Source organism: Paraburkholderia sp. FW306-02-B, from assembly GCF_058782725.1.
On the sequence record NZ_JBYSXZ010000002.1, the window covers coordinates 1,589,039 to 1,606,467 of the forward strand.

Annotated in this window: 18 protein-coding genes and 1 pseudogene; 13 read left to right on the forward strand and 6 right to left on the reverse strand. The window is 60.1% G+C overall.

Features of this window, described 5'->3' with window-relative positions:
* The first annotated feature begins 1 nt into the window (after window position 1).
* Both AC3WOG_RS28265 and AC3WOG_RS28270 read left to right on the forward strand, forming a co-directional pair.
* Window positions 2-340, forward strand: a complete 339-nt coding sequence (locus AC3WOG_RS28265; RefSeq protein WP_492581132.1) for an ArsR/SmtB family transcription factor — start codon at window positions 2-4, stop codon at window positions 338-340.
* Window positions 337-846 (forward strand): SRPBCC family protein, encoded by a 510-nt coding sequence (locus AC3WOG_RS28270; RefSeq protein ID WP_492581133.1) that lies wholly within the window; start codon window positions 337-339, stop codon window positions 844-846. Before AC3WOG_RS28265 ends, AC3WOG_RS28270 begins: the two co-directional genes overlap by 4 nt.
* Before the next feature lie 3 nt (window positions 847-849).
* Here the strand turns inward: AC3WOG_RS28270 and AC3WOG_RS28275 are convergent, their stop codons facing one another.
* Together AC3WOG_RS28275 and AC3WOG_RS28280 are read right to left on the reverse strand one after the other, a co-directional pair.
* Window positions 850-1,461 (reverse strand): LysE family translocator, encoded by a 612-nt coding sequence (locus AC3WOG_RS28275; protein ID WP_492581134.1) that lies wholly within the window; start codon window positions 1,459-1,461, stop codon window positions 850-852.
* On the reverse strand, window positions 1,458-2,126 hold the full coding sequence (locus AC3WOG_RS28280) for a VTT domain-containing protein (RefSeq protein ID WP_492581135.1): 669 nt from the start codon (window positions 2,124-2,126) through the stop codon (window positions 1,458-1,460). The genes AC3WOG_RS28275 and AC3WOG_RS28280 overlap by 4 nt, the downstream gene beginning before the upstream one ends.
* 126 nt (window positions 2,127-2,252) lie before the next feature.
* Between AC3WOG_RS28280 and AC3WOG_RS28285 the strand changes: the two genes are divergently transcribed.
* Window positions 2,253-2,780: a GNAT family N-acetyltransferase gene (locus AC3WOG_RS28285; protein WP_492581136.1), complete on the forward strand. Its 528-nt coding sequence runs from the start codon at window positions 2,253-2,255 to the stop codon at window positions 2,778-2,780.
* Window positions 2,781-2,968: 188 nt separating this feature from the next.
* Here AC3WOG_RS28285 and AC3WOG_RS28290 read toward each other — a convergent pair whose 3' ends face one another.
* The gene (locus tag AC3WOG_RS28290) at window positions 2,969-4,030 is read right to left on the reverse strand and encodes an alkene reductase (RefSeq protein ID WP_492581137.1); all 1,062 of its coding nucleotides are present in this window, start codon (window positions 4,028-4,030) and stop codon (window positions 2,969-2,971) included.
* Window positions 4,031-4,114: 84 nt separating this feature from the next.
* The gene (locus tag AC3WOG_RS28295) at window positions 4,115-4,417 is read right to left on the reverse strand and encodes an ArsR/SmtB family transcription factor (RefSeq protein ID WP_492581138.1); all 303 of its coding nucleotides are present in this window, start codon (window positions 4,415-4,417) and stop codon (window positions 4,115-4,117) included.
* 1,670 nt (window positions 4,418-6,087) lie between these two features.
* On the opposite strand from AC3WOG_RS28295, the gene AC3WOG_RS28300 reads away from it, so the two are divergent.
* From AC3WOG_RS28300 to AC3WOG_RS28330, 7 genes are all read left to right on the forward strand, one after another.
* Entirely contained in the window at window positions 6,088-6,390 is a 303-nt protein-coding gene (locus AC3WOG_RS28300; protein ID WP_492582476.1) for an HU family DNA-binding protein, read from the forward strand.
* Between the two features lie 202 nt (window positions 6,391-6,592).
* Entirely contained in the window at window positions 6,593-6,799 is a 207-nt protein-coding gene (locus tag AC3WOG_RS28305) for a hypothetical protein (RefSeq protein ID WP_492581139.1), read from the forward strand.
* 178 nt (window positions 6,800-6,977) lie between these two features.
* Window positions 6,978-7,418, forward strand: a complete 441-nt coding sequence (locus AC3WOG_RS28310; protein WP_492582477.1) for an SET domain-containing protein — start codon at window positions 6,978-6,980, stop codon at window positions 7,416-7,418.
* Between the two features lie 20 nt (window positions 7,419-7,438).
* The gene (locus AC3WOG_RS28315; RefSeq protein ID WP_492581140.1) at window positions 7,439-7,633 is read left to right on the forward strand and encodes a hypothetical protein; all 195 of its coding nucleotides are present in this window, start codon (window positions 7,439-7,441) and stop codon (window positions 7,631-7,633) included.
* Between the two features lie 46 nt (window positions 7,634-7,679).
* Complete coding sequence (locus AC3WOG_RS28320) at window positions 7,680-7,919, forward strand: hypothetical protein (RefSeq protein WP_492581141.1); 240 nt, start codon at window positions 7,680-7,682, stop codon at window positions 7,917-7,919.
* Between the two features lie 353 nt (window positions 7,920-8,272).
* On the forward strand, window positions 8,273-9,877 hold the full coding sequence (locus AC3WOG_RS28325) for a long-chain-fatty-acid--CoA ligase (protein ID WP_492581142.1): 1,605 nt from the start codon (window positions 8,273-8,275) through the stop codon (window positions 9,875-9,877).
* A gap of 461 nt (window positions 9,878-10,338) precedes the next feature.
* Window positions 10,339-11,766 carry a cytochrome P450 gene (locus tag AC3WOG_RS28330; protein WP_492581143.1) on the forward strand — a complete coding sequence of 476 codons (1,428 nt, stop codon included), beginning with the start codon at window positions 10,339-10,341 and terminating at the stop codon, window positions 11,764-11,766.
* A gap of 446 nt (window positions 11,767-12,212) precedes the next feature.
* On the opposite strand, the gene AC3WOG_RS28335 is transcribed toward AC3WOG_RS28330, so the two are convergent.
* Window positions 12,213-13,100, reverse strand: coding sequence for a tyrosine-type recombinase/integrase (locus AC3WOG_RS28335; RefSeq protein ID WP_492581144.1), 888 nt, complete (start codon window positions 13,098-13,100; stop codon window positions 12,213-12,215).
* A gap of 252 nt (window positions 13,101-13,352) precedes the next feature.
* Between AC3WOG_RS28335 and AC3WOG_RS28340 the strand changes: the two are divergent.
* A pseudogene (locus AC3WOG_RS28340) lies at window positions 13,353-13,511 on the forward strand (hypothetical protein); the annotation flags it as partial.
* Window positions 13,512-13,782: 271 nt separating this feature from the next.
* Window positions 13,783-14,019, forward strand: coding sequence for a hypothetical protein (locus AC3WOG_RS28345; protein WP_492581145.1), 237 nt, complete (start codon window positions 13,783-13,785; stop codon window positions 14,017-14,019).
* Window positions 14,020-14,253: 234 nt separating this feature from the next.
* Here AC3WOG_RS28345 and AC3WOG_RS28350 read toward each other — a convergent pair whose 3' ends face one another.
* A complete protein-coding gene (locus tag AC3WOG_RS28350) occupies window positions 14,254-16,194 on the reverse strand; it encodes a DUF2278 family protein (RefSeq protein ID WP_492581146.1) in 1,941 nt (646 codons plus the stop codon).
* 616 nt (window positions 16,195-16,810) lie between these two features.
* Between AC3WOG_RS28350 and AC3WOG_RS28355 the strand changes: the two genes are divergently transcribed.
* Window positions 16,811-17,386, forward strand: coding sequence for a hypothetical protein (locus tag AC3WOG_RS28355; RefSeq protein WP_492581147.1), 576 nt, complete (start codon window positions 16,811-16,813; stop codon window positions 17,384-17,386).
* Window positions 17,387-17,429: the final 43 nt, after the last annotated feature.

A 17,429-nucleotide genomic window follows, 5' to 3' on the forward strand; every position in this document is an offset into this window, starting at 1 on the left:
CATGGGACTGCCTGTTAGCGTATCGCTCGATCGCACCCTGGCTGCGCTAGCCGATCCGAACCGGCGTCAGGTGGTCGATCTGCTCAGCCAGCAGCCAATGCGCGCCGGTGAACTCGCACATGCCACCGGCCTGAGCCCGCAAGCAATGAGCCGGCATTTGCGGGTCCTGCGTTCGAGTGAGTTGATCGAAGAATCGCATGACGGCGTCGACGCGCGCGTGCGCCTCTATGTGTTGCGCTCGGCGCCGATGAGCGAACTGAAGGCATGGCTCGAACAGACCGAAGCGATGTGGTCCGCGCAATTGCTGTCGCTCAAGGCGCATGTGGAGCGGCAAGCATGAGTGCGCGCGTGCAGGTCTCGTTACGCGTGGCGGCGTCGCCGCCGCGCGCGTTCGACGTGTTCACGCGCGAGATCGGCGCGTGGTGGCGGCCGAACGGGCTGTTTCAGTTCACGCCGCAAGGCGCGGGCGTGCTGTCGTTTGAACTGCCTTTGGAATCCGGCGAGCATGGCCGCCTGGTCGAAACGCAGCCGGATGGCAGCGTGTTCGAGATCGGCCGCGTCACGGTTTGGGAGCCGGGCCAGCGTCTGGCGTTCGGCTGGCGTCAGGCCAGCTTTACCGACGCGCAGCACACGCATGTCGAGGTGCGTTTCGAAGCAATCGGCGACGAAACGCGCGTGACAGTCGAGCATCGCGGTTGGGATACGGTGCCGCAAGACCACGTGGCGCGCCACCATTTCCCCGATCGTGTATTTCTGCTGCGGCACGGCGAATGGTGGCAGGCGTTGCTGGCGTCGTTGCGTGCGGCGGTATCGCAAACCGCTACACCGCCAGCGCCGCCCGATTGAGCGTCAGCGCGTCGCAATGGCGGCGGCCACGCCCGCCATGACCGTGGCGCTGGCGCGGTTGGTGAGCCGGACCGCGCCGCGCGTGGTCAGCAGTTTGCGCGCACGCGTGGCGAGCAGCGCCCAACCGAAATCGACCGCCATCAGCACGATCAACATGGTGAGCGTGAGTTCGAACCACGCGACGGTGCCGATGCGCGACAGATCGATGATGGTCGGCAGCAAGGCGAGATAGAACATCATGATCTTCGGATTGCCGAGCGTCACGAACATGCCGGCGACGAACATGCGCCACGGCGACTGACCGCTCGGCAATTCGCTGCCTTTCACGTCGGTCGGCGCGCGCCACATCTTCCACGCAAGGAACAGCAGATAGCCGACGCCGATGAATTTCAGCACGATGAACACCGTGCCGAAGCTGCGCGCGATCACCGCGAGGCCGGCCACCGCGCAGGTCAGCCACAGTGCTTCGCCTAGCCACATCGCGGCCAGAAACGGCAACACGTCGCGAAAGCCGTTGGTCAGCACGCGCGCGACCAGCGCGGCGATGCTGGGACCGGGCGTGCCGGCGGCGATGATCAGCGCCAGCGCAAAGACGAGCAAAGCGGAAAGCGTCATGGATATCTCCGTGATTTTGAGTCGGCGCGCAGCCGCCGGTTGACGAAACGCCACAGTGCGCTCACCAGCAACGATCCGACACCGAGCCCCACGCCCAGCAGCACGATCGAACTCATATGATCGCGCACCAGCGGCACGTTGCCGAAAAGATAACCTGCCGCCACCAGCGACACGATCCATAGCGCCGCGCCGGCCGTGACGAACGACACGAAACGTGCGAACGTCATGCGCGAGACGCCGGCGACGAACGGCGCGAAGGTGCGCACCACTGCAATGAACGGCGACAGGAGGAAGGTCAGGCCGCCGCGTGCTTCGTAGAATGCGTGCGCTTTACGCAGCGCGTTCTTGTCGACCCAGCGATAGTCGGCGGTATAGACTTTCTCACCGATCGCGCGGCCGAACGCATAATCGACGATGCTGCCGGCCACGGTCGCGGCGAACAGCACCGGGGTCACGATCCAGACATTCAGTGCGCCGGTCGCGGCAAGGCCGCCGCAGATGAAAATCAGCGGGTCGCCCGGCAAAAAGAATAGCGGCAGGAAGCCGATCTCGACGAACACCACGAGAAACAGCATCGCGTAGACGGCGGCGCCGTATTGCACGATCAAGCCGCTGAGGTGCTGGTCGAAGTGCAGGGCGACCTGCAGCAGATGCATCAGATCCATCTTGAGTCGAAGGGGAATTCAGGTGTTCAGGAGTGTAGTCCCGTGGCGGCGCGGGCACTTGTTTATTTCACCGCGATGATGTCAATATCGACGCGTGTCCTTCAGAGAAGTTCGCACGAAACGCCCATGCAACAGGCTTCCAGCGTCACCTTCCGGTTTGCCGCGCCGCACGATGCATACGCTGTCCGTACGATCGAATTCGACGCCGGCCAGCGCTTCGTCAGCGTCGGCATGGCCGGTATCGCCGATGCGCGGCCGATGCAGGTGGACCTCGTCAACCGCAAGATCGCCGCGCAGCAGATCGTCGTCGCCGTGGCAGCCGACGAGACATGCGTCGGGTTCGTGATGTTCGAGCCGCAGGCCACGCGGCTCTACGTCCAGGAACTCGATGTACTCACGGCGTATGCCGGGCAGCGCATCGGTGCGGCGCTGATCGAGCAGGTCGCGCAACTCGCGCGTGCGCAACAGCTGACGCAACTCACGTTGTCGACGTTTCGCGAGGTGCCGTGGAACGCGCCGTACTATCGGCGGCTCGGCTTTCGCGATATCGAAGAAGCTGAACTCGACGCGGCGTTGATCGAGCGGCGCGACGCGCATGTCGCCCGCGGACTCGACGAATCGAAACGTGTGTTCATGCGGCGCGATCTTGCTTGAAGCTGGCGGTGCGCGCGGAGTTTGCATCGGGTAGCGCATAAAAAACGCGGCGGGCGCCACCGGATGTCACTCCGGTCGCACCCGCCGCGCGTCTTTGCAGCGTACTTCCACTAACCAGCCGCGTTAATGCAGCGGCCTATGCCTCTGCTGACTCCGCAACTTACTTCACCGCTGTTACTCCACCGCTTTTACTCCACCGTTTCCAGCGCCGGATAATCGACGTAGCCGGTTTCGCCGCGCGCATAGTACGTTGCCGGATTCGGCTTGTTCAACGGTGCATTCGTTGCGAAGCGGCGCACCAGATCCGGATTCGCGATGAACAGTTGACCCCACGCCACCGCGTCTGCTTCACCCGCGTCGAGCACTTGCTGCGCGGTTTCCCTGGTGAACTTTTCGTTGGCGATGTACGGGCCGCCGAACACCTTCTTCAGTTGCGGGCCGAGGCGGTCTTCGCCGAGCGCTTCGCGTGCGGCGATGAACGCGATCTTGCGCTTGCCGAGTTCGCGAGCCACGTAGCCAAAGGTGCCGGCCGGATCGGAATCGCCCATCGTATGCACGTCGCGGCGCGGTGCGAGGTGCACGCCGACACGGTTGGCGCCCCATACGTCGATACATGCGTCGGTGATTTCGAGCAGCAGGCGGGCGCGGTTTTCGATCGGGCCGCCGTAGGCGTCGGTGCGCTTGTTGGTGCTGTCCTGCAGGAACTGGTCGAGCAGATAACCGTTCGCGCCGTGGATTTCGACGCCGTCGAAACCGGCTTGTTTCGCGTTCTCGGCGCCCTTGCGGAACGCGTCGACCACGCCGGCGATTTCATCGAGTTCCAGCGCGCGCGGCGTCACATAGGCGCGCTCCGGACGCACGAGGCTCACGTGGCCCTGGGCGGGGATCGCGCTCGGCGCGACCGGCAGCTCGCCGTTCAGGAACAACGGGTCCGAAATACGGCCGACGTGCCACAGTTGCAGGAAAATCTTGCCGCCGGCGGCGTGCACGGCGCTCGTGACGATTTTCCAGCCTTCGACCTGTTCCTGCGACCAGATGCCCGGCGTTTCGGCGTAACCCACGCCTTGCGGCGTCACCGAGGTGGCTTCGCTGATGATCAGCCCGGCCGTTGCACGCTCGGCGTAGTACTTCGCCATCAATTCGTTCGGTACGCGGACTTCGCCGGCGCGTTGACGCGTGAGCGGCGCCATGATGATGCGGTTCGACAACGTGATGTCGCCAATCTGGAGCGGGTCAAAAAGAGTCGGCATATGAGTTCACCTTTGCTGGCGGGCGCATGGCCCGGGCCTTAAAAAACAACATGATGAAAGAAGCTCGGCGACGCGGATGGGCGCTTAGAGATCGGCGTTCATATGCTCGAGAAACGCCTGAATGACGGCCTCATTGCGTTTGAAAAACACCCATTGACCGACTCGCTTCGACGTGACGAGGCCCGCGCGCTGTAAAGCGGCGAGGTGCGCCGACACGGTCGACTGCGACAGGCCGCAGTGCGCGTCGATCTTGCCGGCGCACACGCCGTGATCGAGCGGCAGTTCCTGGTCGGCGAAATGCGCGTACGGCTCCCGCAGCCAACTGAGAATCTCCCGGCGCACGGGGTTGGCAAGCGCTTTGTGGATCGCGTCGATGTCGAGCGTCATCTGGGTGGTTTCAAATCATGAACAACAAACAGATGTGGCGCCGGTCGGTTCACGCATCTGCATCGCTACAAGACGAATCATATATCGGAATTTGACGATATGTTTGAAGGCACTACTCTCTATGGGGTCGATAGGTGTAGGCGCACAAATAAGCCTGCAGTTTCGACACGGACCACATTTCGCACAAAAAAGAACGCAGCTCATATTTCACAGTGTGAAATTGCGCCCGAAGATCTGCTGCAGATGGGCCTAGGCGGTAGACAGCAAGAATTTTGGTTCTAGGGAGGGGGCAGCGCGAAAAAGCTCGATTCCAATACCAAATTAAATTCGGAATCCTATATTTAAGTCTGCACTTGGCAAGCTGGACAGGCTAGTTCACGATGATTTCATTTTGCCTTCGTTTCTTGCGGTCAATCAGCACGTTTTGCACGCGCGATCGCGCTTGAATCCCAATTCTGAAGCGGTCTGGACGTTTGTTTTCCGCTGGCGGGATCGATGTGGGCATCGTGAGCAGAGCAGACGTAACGCACAATGAAGCTGTGACCTCGCTGAAGTCGTGGCTACGGGATTTACGAGGACACTATAGAAGACGATCGCTCAAAAAGCGCTGCGTTCGCAAATTCTTGCGGTTGAGGAGTCGGCCGCGTCAGGCGCAAACGTGTCGCTATGCACAGAGTTATTCCGATTGAGCGGCCTCCAAACCCAGTCGAGGGTGTCAGACGCCTGCAGGTAGGCTGGACTCTGACCTGAACGCTATAGAGTGCCACTCCGCTATTGTCCGCACCGAGGCAGGTTCATCCGTCTCTCGGCGCGTTGCCAAAAAGTTTTGAAGCACGAGCCGACTAGTTACCTCGCCGATCAGCCTATTAAACGCAATGGTGATACTACGACTATCACCATTGCAATTGGACCTCGGGCACGGGGAGGCACCGTGACGAGTAGCTGCGGATCTCGCCTTTTCGCCATTAAACGCGATCCTGATGCGTGGAGTTATCAGGGTTGGAAGGGCGCAAAAAAATGGCCCGCACCTTAGCGGACCCGGTTCTGGCGGAGCAAGGACGGGCGGCCAGTCTCCCGCCAGCCCCGCCTTGCCCCGTTTTGCGGTCGCGTGTCGCTAGCACGGACCACATCTACATCATAGTCACTGCACCGGCACGCGGCGGGTTTTTTCAGCCGCGCCGCGCCACGGGCGGGCACCGCCCCCACCCGTTCCAGGACGAGGACTTGCGGAGCATAAGGAATCGAGAAGCGCAAAAAATGGTGTAAATGAAGGCCCGGATAGTCAGAGCTATCCGACCCTTCGTTTGCGGACACGGGCCCTCATTTCAGGCAGATGCGCGGCCGGATTGACGGCAGTAACCGGAGCCGCGGGGGACGCGGGCGCAAGCAACAGAAGGCGTGGGGCAGACCGAGGCGTGGTCGAGGGTCGCGGCCGGCCGATCCCCGGGGAACGCCGGGCTTCCGGCGCAGAGCCCAGGCCGTTGACCTTTCGCGGTCGGCGTCCCTGACCTTGCATGTGCCAATGTCCTCAGGCGCCTTCAACAGGCGCGCGCCCGGTGCGACAGGCGGCGACGGGCCGCCATCGGGAGGCGGACCGGGGGCGTGAAACCCCTGCAGTCGCGTGCCGATTGCGCGGAGGCGCGCCGATCGGGTAGGGTGTCGGCATCATCATTCACTCAACGAGGAAACAATCAATGAACAAACAGGAACTGGTGGATGCAGTCGCTGCGGCGACCGGAGAAAGCAAGGCCGCGACGGGTGAGACGGTTGACGCGGTGATCGCGGCAATCACTGGCGAGGTGACGAAGGGAAAGACGGTGCAACTGATCGGCTTCGGCTCGTTTTCCACCGGTGCGCGCGCCGCGCGGGTCGGCCGCAACCCGGCCACCGGCGCCGAGATCCAGATCCCTGCGGCGAGGACCGTCAAGTTCACGGCGGGCAAGGCATTCAAGGATGCGGTGAACGGCGGCTGAGACCGTTCACAAGCCGTCGGCCGGGTTCCTGCCGGCCGTACTCAGCCGGCCACATCGCCCCTACCGTCGGCCGGCGACAGGGAGTGGACGTGATTGTGCATCGAGCCTGGACCTGGGCAAGTCGGCCTGGTAGCATCGGTGGCGAGATGCCGCGACGTGCCGCGGCCCCTGCGATTCGCTGCACTTCTATATAGATACCCGTATGGAAAAGAAACGATCGCGGATCAGGCGGGATCCTCTGTGTCCACCGATCGGTGCGCTGTTGCGCTACCGCACGCGCATCGTGCGCGTGATCGCCGAAGCGCGCGGACAGCGCGCGATGATCGAGTCTCTCGATACGACGGGCAGGACCTTTGTCAGCTCCGTCAAGTGGAACAGTCTGCGGGAGCTCGGCGCCCAGCTTTTCTAGTCCGGCGCTGCCTTCAGTCGACTGGGTTCCGAACCTCCAGCTGATTGCGCCAAAACGAACTTCCAGTTGCGATGCAGTACGGTCGCCACAACCTTGACGCGGATAACGCATCCACGTCAGTGTGGATGCGGCTTTATGCCTCCTCTGTACTGACGTGCATAACAGTCGCGGGAACACCATGAGGCGTGTGATCGTCCGGCGATCGCCAGTTCACGGCAAGGGCGTGTTCGCAACGAAACCGCTCGCGGCGGGCGAGCGCGTGCTGCAGTACAAAGGTGAAATCACGTTGTGGTGCAATGCGGTGCGCCGTCACCAGCGCGAAGGCGTCGAAGGCCATACGTTTCTTTTTGGGCTGTCGGATGGGTCCGTGATTGACGGGAGCCGCGGTGGCAACAGTGCACGCTGGCTGAATCACGCCTGCGCACCGAACTGCGAGACGATCGAAGACGCTGGTCGCATCTTCATCCACACACTCTGGCCTATCGAGGCCGGTGAACAACTGTTTATTGAATATTTGTTGGCGACAGACGATCCTCTGGATGAAGACGTTCGGGCGCAGTACGCGTGTCGGTGCGCCGCGGCGGACTGTCGTCACTCGATGCTGGCTGACGCAGCGTGAACAGGGTGGCGGAGGAGGTCGTGGGCAGCATCGCTATTCCGAAAAGCGCCGAGGGCCCGAAGCGGGAGAATGATGGATTTGTCCGGATCGGTGTGGATGTGGTTTTCCATCCCGATGTGCTGGAGCCACCGTTGCCAAAGGGCGATTCCTCCGACGGTGCTGCTTACGCAAACACGAGGAAACAGATGTCGCTGGATCCTGACGATTTGGCGTGACGTCGACGCCAGCGCGTGTGGTCGACAGATACACGGGAGCGGCCTTATGCAGAAGCGGAAGTTCGCACGGAAGAGGGCGAGTGAAGTGAGTCTGCCGGAACTGCTGGACCGGCTTGAACTGGTATTGACCGAGGTGCCAGCCCGCATTTCGGTCTGCGGAGCGCTGTCGGATCTGAACCGCCGGCTCGGATCGACCAACGAGAAAGCTGCTGCGCGGACCGGTCGAACCACGCCTTCGCGACGTCGACGCCAATCCGCCGTCGAATCCTTGCCGCTGTTTTCGTGAACGTCGCAGGATCGGACGACCTAGCGGTCTCTGCCAATCACCCAAGAAGGTTTAGCGGCCTCCGGCAATCGATCGAGCACGTCGCGCATCGGATCGAGTTCGGCCATTTGCGGTCTTTCGCCACGGTCTGCTCTGCGGTTGCCCGACTTCAAGGCAACGAGTCCAGTGGGGTGAAACAGCTACTGAAGCCCGGGCGCGTTATGGCAGCATCGCCGGCCACGATGTGTCTTTCCGCAGAGATGCGCTCGCAAAGACAGTAGCCGACATGATGTCCCTTGTACACCGCCGGGTTGGAATGAAATGCTGACATCGAAGCGCAGGAAAGGCGGCGCCATGGTTGGGCGCACCTGACGATGGCACAGATGCCGAAAAGACGGCATGAACCGGGGAAGACGGCGATTCACTTCTACGGTCGCGCGATGAGTTATGCGCAATTGCGGAAAGAAGTGGATGCGCTGGCCGGCTTCCTTCAGCATCAATGCGGCGTCGCGTGTGGCGATCGCGTTGCGCTGTACATGCAGAACAGCCCGCAATATGTGATCGGGTACGTCGCAATCTTGAGAGCCAATGCTGTCGTGGTGCCGGTAAATCCGATGGATACGGCTGCCGAACTTCGACAGATTATCGAAGACTGCGGTGCGAAAGTCGCTCTGCTGGGCGAGGAACTCTTCGAGAATACTCGCTCACTTCTCGGGGAGGCGCTCGACCATATGATCGTGGCGCGCTACGCGGACTACATCGACGATGCGACCGACCTGCCGCTCCCCGCTATGCTGACCCAGGTCGCCCCCGAACTTGACGCACGCCCCGAATTCTCGGCAACTGTCCCACCGAAAGCCGTGCGCTGGCATGCTGCAATCGCGGCCGCTCAGCAGCCATCGGCGTATGTCGCATCGCCCGAGGACCTCGCGGTAATTCCCTACACCTCGGGTACCACCGGCGTCCCGAAAGGATGCATGCATAAGCATCGAAGCGCAAATCATGTGGTCGCCGCGTCTGTGCAATGGTGTCATTTGTCGTCGGACTCAGTCATCTTATGCTCCATGCCGATGTTTCATGTCACCGGGATGCAACACACCATGAATGTGGCCATCTTCGTCGGGGCGACCATGGTCGTGATGACACGTTGGGACAGTCACTGTGCCGCGCAACTGATTGAGCGCTACCGCATAAGCTATTGGAGCGCCATTTCGACGATGATGATTGACTTCATGAGCGTGTCCGATCTCGACCGTTTCGACCTAAGTTCCATCGAGATCGTGGGTGGCGGTGGCGCTGCAATGCCTAAGGCACTGGCGCAGCGCATGGCAGCCCGTTTGGCCGTTCCCTATGTGGAGGGCTATGGGTTGTCCGAGACCATTGGTGCGACCCATCTCAACCCTCCACAGCGCTGCAAGCAGCAGTGTTTGGGTATTCCGATTCAGGACACGGAATCGATTGTGGTCGATCCCACAACGTTCGAGGTCCTCGATACGCGTTCAACGGGTGAAATTCTGGTCAGCGGCCCGCAAGTGTTCACGGGCTATTGGGGACGTCCTGAGGCCACGCGCGATGCCTTCGTCGAAGTTTCCGGGAAGCGTTATCTGCGCACGGGCGACCTCGGCTATATCGATGAAGACGGCTATTTCTTCTTCGTCGACCGGTTAAAGCGGATGATCAACGCTTCTGGATACAAGGTACGGCCCGCCGAAGTCGAGACTCTACTCTTTGAACACCCTGCGATTCAGGAAGCGTGTGTCGTCGCAGCACACGACGCGCGTAGGGGGGAGACAGTGAAGGCCTTCGTGGTCTTACGCGTCGGCGCCGACGTGTCGGCACAGCAAATCATTGCATGGGCTCACGATCACATGGCGTCGTACAAGGTGCCAACGATCGTCGAATTCATCTCCGCGTTGCCGCGCACGGGCAGCGGAAAGGTGCAATGGAGGCTGCTCCAGGAGCGCGAAGATGGTGCCTGAGGCCTTGAGCCGCGGTGTGATTGCGTGACGCGGGTATTTGGCAGAACGTGCGTAGGGAGTTACCTGTCACTTGCCCTGTTTCATCGCCTGACGATCGGCAAGGTTCGGCCAGGAGCGGTCATTGGCTCGTTCGCTCGGACGTTCGAATGTCCGCTCCGTCCCAGACGGGAGACAATCGCGCGCGGGCGACCTTCGTCGCGTTCAGTCGGCCGGAGCGGTCGCTCGCGCAGGGGAATGGCAGTCCATCTGAGTCAAGTGGAGGACCAATGTCGGCAGCGGCATCTATGCAAGCATTTACCAGAATTACGCGCCCAAACTTAGTGCCACGCGGCCAACGACGAATATTTCAGCGGTTGCATTTGCGACTAACGACTTCGATTTGCAAGCCATGACCTATCCTCTACAAGAGCGTTCTTCACGACCATTGTCCTCGCATTGCGGCATGCGAAGCGGAGGAGAGTATGGCGGACCTTCAACTCGACGCCAACGAGATTTTGCGCACTGTCGCAGATCTACCGTGCCCGCAAGGTTTGCCCCTCTTGGGAAATCTGTTCCAGATGGCACCGGCGAGACTTCACCTGACTTTGGAGCAATGGGCGAAGCGATTTGGTTCGCCATTCAGGGTTCAACTCGGCACGATTCCGGTCACAGTGTGGACGCAGGCGGAACTGTTCCAGACTGTCATGCGCGAGCGTCCGCATCTGTATCGACGTTTTGCGCCAATGGAATCCGTTATGGCGGAGCTTGGCGGAAACGGACTATTCTCTGCCGAAGGCACGGCTTGGGAACCGCAGCGTCGGCTCGTCATGCGCGCGCTGTCCTTTTCCAACATTAAGGCCTTTTATCCGACTCTGGCGGCCATTACCGAGCGTCTTCTCGTTCGCCTGCAAGAGGCGGCAAAGGAGCATAGAACGCTCGAAATGACAGAAGAACTTAAGCGCTACACCGTTGACGTGACGAGTACGCTCGCCTTCGGCGAGGACCCGCATACGCTCGAACAGGAACGGGGCGTAATCCAGGAACAGCTTGCCCTCATACCGCCGGCGCTCATGAGGCGTGTCACTGCCCTCTTTCCCTACTGGCACTACGTCACTCTTCCCCAGGACCGGCGACTCGCGCGGGCAATGGTTGAGGTGCACAGCTACATTCAGAAAATGATTGAACGGGCGCGTGAGCGCATGCGCCAATCGCCTGATGCGCCACCGCACAACTTGCTCGAAGCGATGCTTGCCGCGCGCAACGAGCCCGATTCAACGGTTACTGACGAACAGGTCTCGGCGAACGTCCTGACGCTTCTGGTCGCAGGAGAGGATACGACGGCTAATGCAATTGCCTGGGGGCTTATGTACATTGCCGCGGATTCGCATCTGCAGAACCGGCTATTCGAACAGTCGCGTGCGGCACTCGGTGAGTCCAGGGTCTGCCCGGACTACGACGCATTAAAGCACCTCGACCTATGCGAGGCGGTATGCAGTGAGGCACTCCGACTGCGGCCAGTTGCTGCAATACAGACGTTCGAGCCACTGACTGACGTGTGCCTGGGAGGTGTTGCTATACCGGCAAGAACACGCATGCTATTTCTCACGCGTCCAAGCATGCTGGACCCGCAGAATTTCGTGCATCCAGAAACGTTTGACCCTGACCGTTGGAGGCATCCGCGAGACCCATCGGAAGGTGTGCATGAACAGAAGGCGTACCTGACATTCGGTGCGGGGCCGAGAGTGTGTCCGGGTCGTTACCTTGCAGCGGTCGAGATGAGGCTGGTTATATCGATGTTGATGAGGCACTTCAAGATCGAACTGGCAATCGACCCGGCCGAGATTGAAGAGGTTTCTGCCTTCACGATGGTGCCGAACAAAATGCCTGTGAGACTTAAGCCCCGTGCCTGATTTGCCGACGCGCTGGTTGTCGCGCTCATTGCGACGTCCCGAGCATGATCGCGATCAACGTCGTCAAGTTAGCCAATCGGGAACTATCCATCCATATTTCGAGCACGGTGCGTGTTCTCGCACGCGTGCGAGGATGTTGATGCGACCAGTCGAAGGCTGGCGGGCATCATGGTGCCAGTTACCAATGGACCACAAACGCAGGAACAGGTGTGCCGGCGAAAGCCAACTAGCGGACCATCGCAGCAACGCCACCGACCGAGCCGCCGGGATCCAACGTGTGCTTTCGCCGCGCCCGTCACCGGTTATGGCGGGATGGCCGCGACGGAGAAAGAACGGCAGTCTGCTTCGGCCGATTATGCCAAGTTGTTGATTATGGAAAGTAGTTGGTCGGAACCCGGGGGAGAGCTGGTGGGTAGCGGCAAGCTCGAGCTCCGGCCTTTGCATAATCACAGCGCCTTCAGGAAGTTGATCAGCGAGTCAGGTGCCCGATAGCGCTGGATCGTAGCCTGCGGTTCGTGAAGCTTCGCCAGGGCACGTTCCTTCATGTTCAGATCGGCTTCGACATAGTGATGAGTCGTGACGGGGCTCTCATGCCCGAGCCACACGATGACGCTGATGTCGACGCCAGCCCGCAACAAATGCATCGCAGTGGCGTTACGGATGGTATGAGGAGATACACGCCGGTTTGCAAGACTGGGGCAGGATCCGGTTGCTTTTTTGGCAGCCAATGTTAGCCTCAATGCAACATTGGCTCTCGTCATTGCGTGACCATTCCGATTCGGAAGCAGCGGCGATGTTGCCTGGAATTCCGGATTCACTCTCAACCATGCACGTATCGTCTTCGCAGTGGACCGCCAAAGCGGCATACTGCGCTGCTTTCGCCCCTTACCGCGTAAATGAATGCAGGCGGAGCCTTCGTCCTGGATCACATCGTCAACCTTGACCCCAATGATTTCCGAGACGCGCGCTCCAGTGTTGTACATCAGCAGGAACAGAACATGATCCCGATGGCTCAACCAGGAATCGTCCGGTGTACCAATCACGGCCAGCGTCTCCTCGCGCGACAGATAGCTAAACATCGGGCGCTCGAAGCGCTTGACTGGAACACCCAGGGCGCGTTCGATCACCTGTAGCGACGCCACATCGCGGTGTGCCGCGAACTTCAGAAACGACCGCAGCGCCGCTAGTCGCGCATTGCGACTGCGCACGCAATTGTGCCGCTGTCGTTCCAGATGATCGAGGAAGGCCATGATCAGTTCCGGCGTCATATCCGCCAGTGCCATCATGGCTGGCGACTTGCCCAGACGCGCTTCGGCGAACTCAAGGAAGAGCACGAAGCTATCGCGATAGGCGGTGTTAGCGGCGGTGTAAAAGCGCCACTAGATGGCGGCGCAAGGTTGAGTAAAAGCATCAACAACAGGGGGCGGTTATGGCCCGCTGTTGTTGGGTGATGGTCGTCAGAATGGATCGTCGACAGCGCGAGCATCATCTGGTCGATGTCGGTGCCTTGGGCATGCCAGAGCATCAAGCGCCGGACAGCAAAGGTATGCCGCCTATGTCTCTGAAGACATAGGCGCCACACCTTCGGCACGCGCGCGGTCGCACGCGACATGCCGGTCGACGTGGTGCAGGCGATTCTCGGCCACGCGTCGCTGCAGACGACGTCGATCTATGTGCGCGCCGAGCAGCAGCGCATGCTCGAGGCGGCCGCGCAGTATTACGCCGCGGATGACGATCAGGGCTGATTCCGGCAGCCCCGGCACCGGCCCCGCCAGATGCGGATGCCGCGCGCGCCGGGGTCCAAGCCTGCCAGCCCGCGCAGGCGGGACGGCGGTGCCATCGGCCAGGCATCGCGCCAGGCGTGAATCACAGCGTCGCTGGAAAGCAGCGGGTGTTCCTTCATCCCAGGATTTCTCCAGCCAGTGAGGAAGTGCAAATGACAGTGCACGCTATTACCGCGGTCCGGCTTGAGCAGGATTCGCAAAGGGCAACCACGTACTCTGGGGGCAGGTTTCCGTGAGCGGCGAACAGTTTGAGGTCGCGCCGCACGAATCGCCGATGATTGAGGTGGTCGACGCGCTCGCCAGAGGCGATACCGTGGTGACCGTCTTTCCGCTGGATGGACAACGCGTCGCGGGTCCGCAGGTCCGGCGCGTCGTGGATGAGGCGGGTCGCGAAGGGATCGAGACGGTGGCCGTGGAGTCCGGTCCCGGCCGGACGCTTGCGGACCTGCCGCGGCTTGACCACGGGTAGACGGGTCACCGCGCACGCCCAGGAAGGCCGTCTGGCGGGAACTGTCACGAATTCAGCCGATCCGGATTCCCGATCCGGGGGCTGCGGCAGGTTGCTGCCACGTGCGGAGCACCACAAAGGACCTTCGAACCTGCCAATTGCGGTCGTTCGTGTCCCGTTGGCAGCGCGCGCAAACGAAGAGTCAGTTTTCCGCGCCTACAGATTTATCCACATAGCGGGTGCGGCAACGGTCCCTCAGGCCCCGATACGGACCGTCTTCGCCGTCAGGTCAACGCTGAGTTGATCTATATTCTGCCCGTTTTTGTCTATCGCCCGGAAAGAAAGCGATTGGCCATCACAGTTCGCGCGGACAAACCCAAGAACATCCCGGACAAAGTTGTTATTGACCTGGGGGTGACCATTGACTTTAGCATCTTGTCCGGGCGAGATGCGATAGCCGCCATTGCCGGCGACAATATAGGGAATTTGCTGGTCCCCCACCGCACGAACAAAGCGCTGATACAAGTGCGCATGGCCGACAACGACGGCGTCCGGCCAAATGTCCGCCCGCTTACAAGCGGCATCTAGGCCGGTACTCACTGCATCAGGTCTGCTGGCATAGAACTGCGGCAAGTGGTGCACCGACAAAATGACCGCCCGCTTGTCCCCTTGTTCCCGCAGTTGCTTTAGCCGCAGCAGTTCTGAGTAGAAGTGCTGAATCTGCTGCGCACTCATGTAGCGTTGGGACTCAGCGGCCCCGGAAAACAAGCCCACGATGCTCACTAAAGGCGCATCGAGGGTGAAGTAGACACCCGGCTGAGTCATGGTCGTACGCGAGACGCCGCCGAGGACTCCAGTGCTGCCAGGATTGTCAGCACAAAAGACTTCAATGAACGCTTGCAATGGCGTGTGCTGGTCGTCGTAAACACAAGCGTCATGATTGCCAGGGATGGCAAAAATCGGTGCTGGATAGTTCTTGAAGGGTACGCCGAATTGGCACGGGAAGTAGTTCGCCTCACCATAGAAATAGACCACGTCGCCAACGTGAAAGCAAAACGCCGGCGGCTCAGGCGCATTCATGGCGAGCGCGCATAGCTGCGAGGTGACCTCCTGTTCACCCGGATAGGTAGACGCAGTTGCCGCGCCGGTATCCCCGATGAAATCAAAGACGATGCTATTGCCGATGCTATCGACGAAGGTTTGTCCGCGTACGTCTTCAAGCCGCATTACCAGGGGTTGATTACCCTTGATGTATTCGGGCGCTCGCGTTTTCCCTTGTGCGTAGGCTTGCGCGACTGGGTTGTTAATGACGGTGCTATCGTCGTCGGCAATAAACGGATCATTCAGAGTGGAGCCGGCAGGATCCTGGAAAAGAAAGCCCGTTGCCGCCCGCCTGGGATTGCCGGTGACTGCTTGGGCCGCCGAAACGTTTGCCGCGGCGTCTTCCGTGGCTCGAGCCTGGAGATATTTTCTGACGACGGGCCGTGCCTGGTCGCGCACATTATCAATCGACGCAACGCCGCTATCTCGGGGATTGCCGTTGGAGTCTGTATTCAGTGACTGGTTAGCATATTTCAGAAACAAGCCCATGACGCTGGAGCCATTGAGCAAAAACAGCGCGCCATCTTGATTGGCTCCGTTTTCATCGTGATGGCCATTATTGCAAATCCAGGTGCGCGTGCCCTGGTTCATATGCACGTTGCCTATTCCAGTGAAACCGGTGTTGGGTGCGCTGGATGTTAGAGGGTTGATGGGTAACCCAGTGCCGCATATTACGATCTCAGTTCCCGGACGAACGCGCTGTGAGAACGTTGTCACGATCGGGTTGTCTTCGGCGTTGCTCGTGGCCTTGAAAGCTTCTAGAGGCACGACACCCGATCGGACGTAGTCGAGGCCAGGAACCGTCTGACCGTCGCTGCAATCCTGCGCTGTCAGAAAATTCCTTGGGGCATTGGCATGGGCGTAAGTGCCGAGTAGCCCCTCGGCGACATCTTGTGCCGCCCGCCTGCCCTTGCTGAGGTCGCACCATTGAGCTTCGATACCGATCTTGGAATCTACGATTTGAATCGCTACCCGATAGGCGGGATGTTTTGGGTCAAGCGGCTGCACTACGAGCAGCCAGTGGGTTTCTTTCACCCGCGGCGGGCGAACAGTGACGACAGTACCGTAGAGAATTCCGTATACAGGCAAGGGCATGGCAATCTCCGTGTGTTCGGTGCACGTAGCTGATCCAGCCTCGATGCAGCACTGTGGCGAGTGAGCATCGCGAAAGGATTGGCTGTGCAACAAGCGGAAGCCGTCGCAAAGAACATCGCATGGGGTGCCGCGCAAACGCCGCGCTCTCCGGCACTGTAGCCGGTAGACAGGCCATGAACATTTGGCCGGGCTCTTTCGTGTGTGCCGTTGACGAGAGAGGACTTTTTAGAAAGCGCAGAGAATTGTGCTGCGACGGAATTCTAGGACACTTAACTTTCAGTTAGATACTGTTTGTCTGTAATTTTTAGTCGAATGTGTCATTCCTAACATTCGACGGGTATTGACCTTATCTGGTTGGGAGCGCTGGAAAGAATTTGCCAGGTTAGGTCCGGTTCTCGATATGGCGTTATCGATGTTCATGGTGAATGTCTTAAAACGGCATGCGGGCCGTCGAGCGCCAACGCGGCGGCGCCGACCTCGGGAGTCCGCAATGAAGTGTTGGGTCGACCTTGCATTGGATCATTCCGGTTGCTATCACTATATAACTGGATGCACATGTAGTGTGTAGCGCGCTGTTGTCCGCTAACGAAAACCTCAAACGTAGGGGGCCGCTGTCATGGCCGCGCCGACCGCCACGAAGATTATGATCATTCGTCATGCCGAAAAGCCCGATGGCAAGGGCGAGCCCTATGGTGTGGACGTCAACGGAGTAGAGGACACGGAGAGCCTTATTCCCCGCGGCTGGCAACGGGCTGGCGCGCTTGTCTCGCTCTTCGGCCCCGCCCGTGGCCCGTTGCAGAGCGTAGAACTTGCGGTTCCGAATGTCCTTTTCGCTGCAACGGTCACGCCGGGCGACAAAAGTGAGCGTCCGATGGAAACGATCACGCCGTTGAGCGCGCGGATTTCCATCGAGATCAACGCCAATGGCCAGTACACGAAAGGGCAGGAAGTCGGTGTCGCCCACGCGGCGCTCGCGAGCCGGGACACGGTTTTGATCTGCTGGCAGCACGAGGATATTCCCGCGATCGCTGCCAGCATCCCGCTTTCAAACGGTCCCGTGCCTCCGAAATGGCCAGACGATCGATTCGATGTGGTATGGGTATTCGATCTGCAAGCGGATACCGGTAAATACACGTTTAGCCAAGTGCCGCAGAAACTGCTCGCGGACGATGGGCCGACCGTTATCTCATAGTTTTCATAGTGTTGGTCGTCTGCAGCTTTTGAACACTGACCGG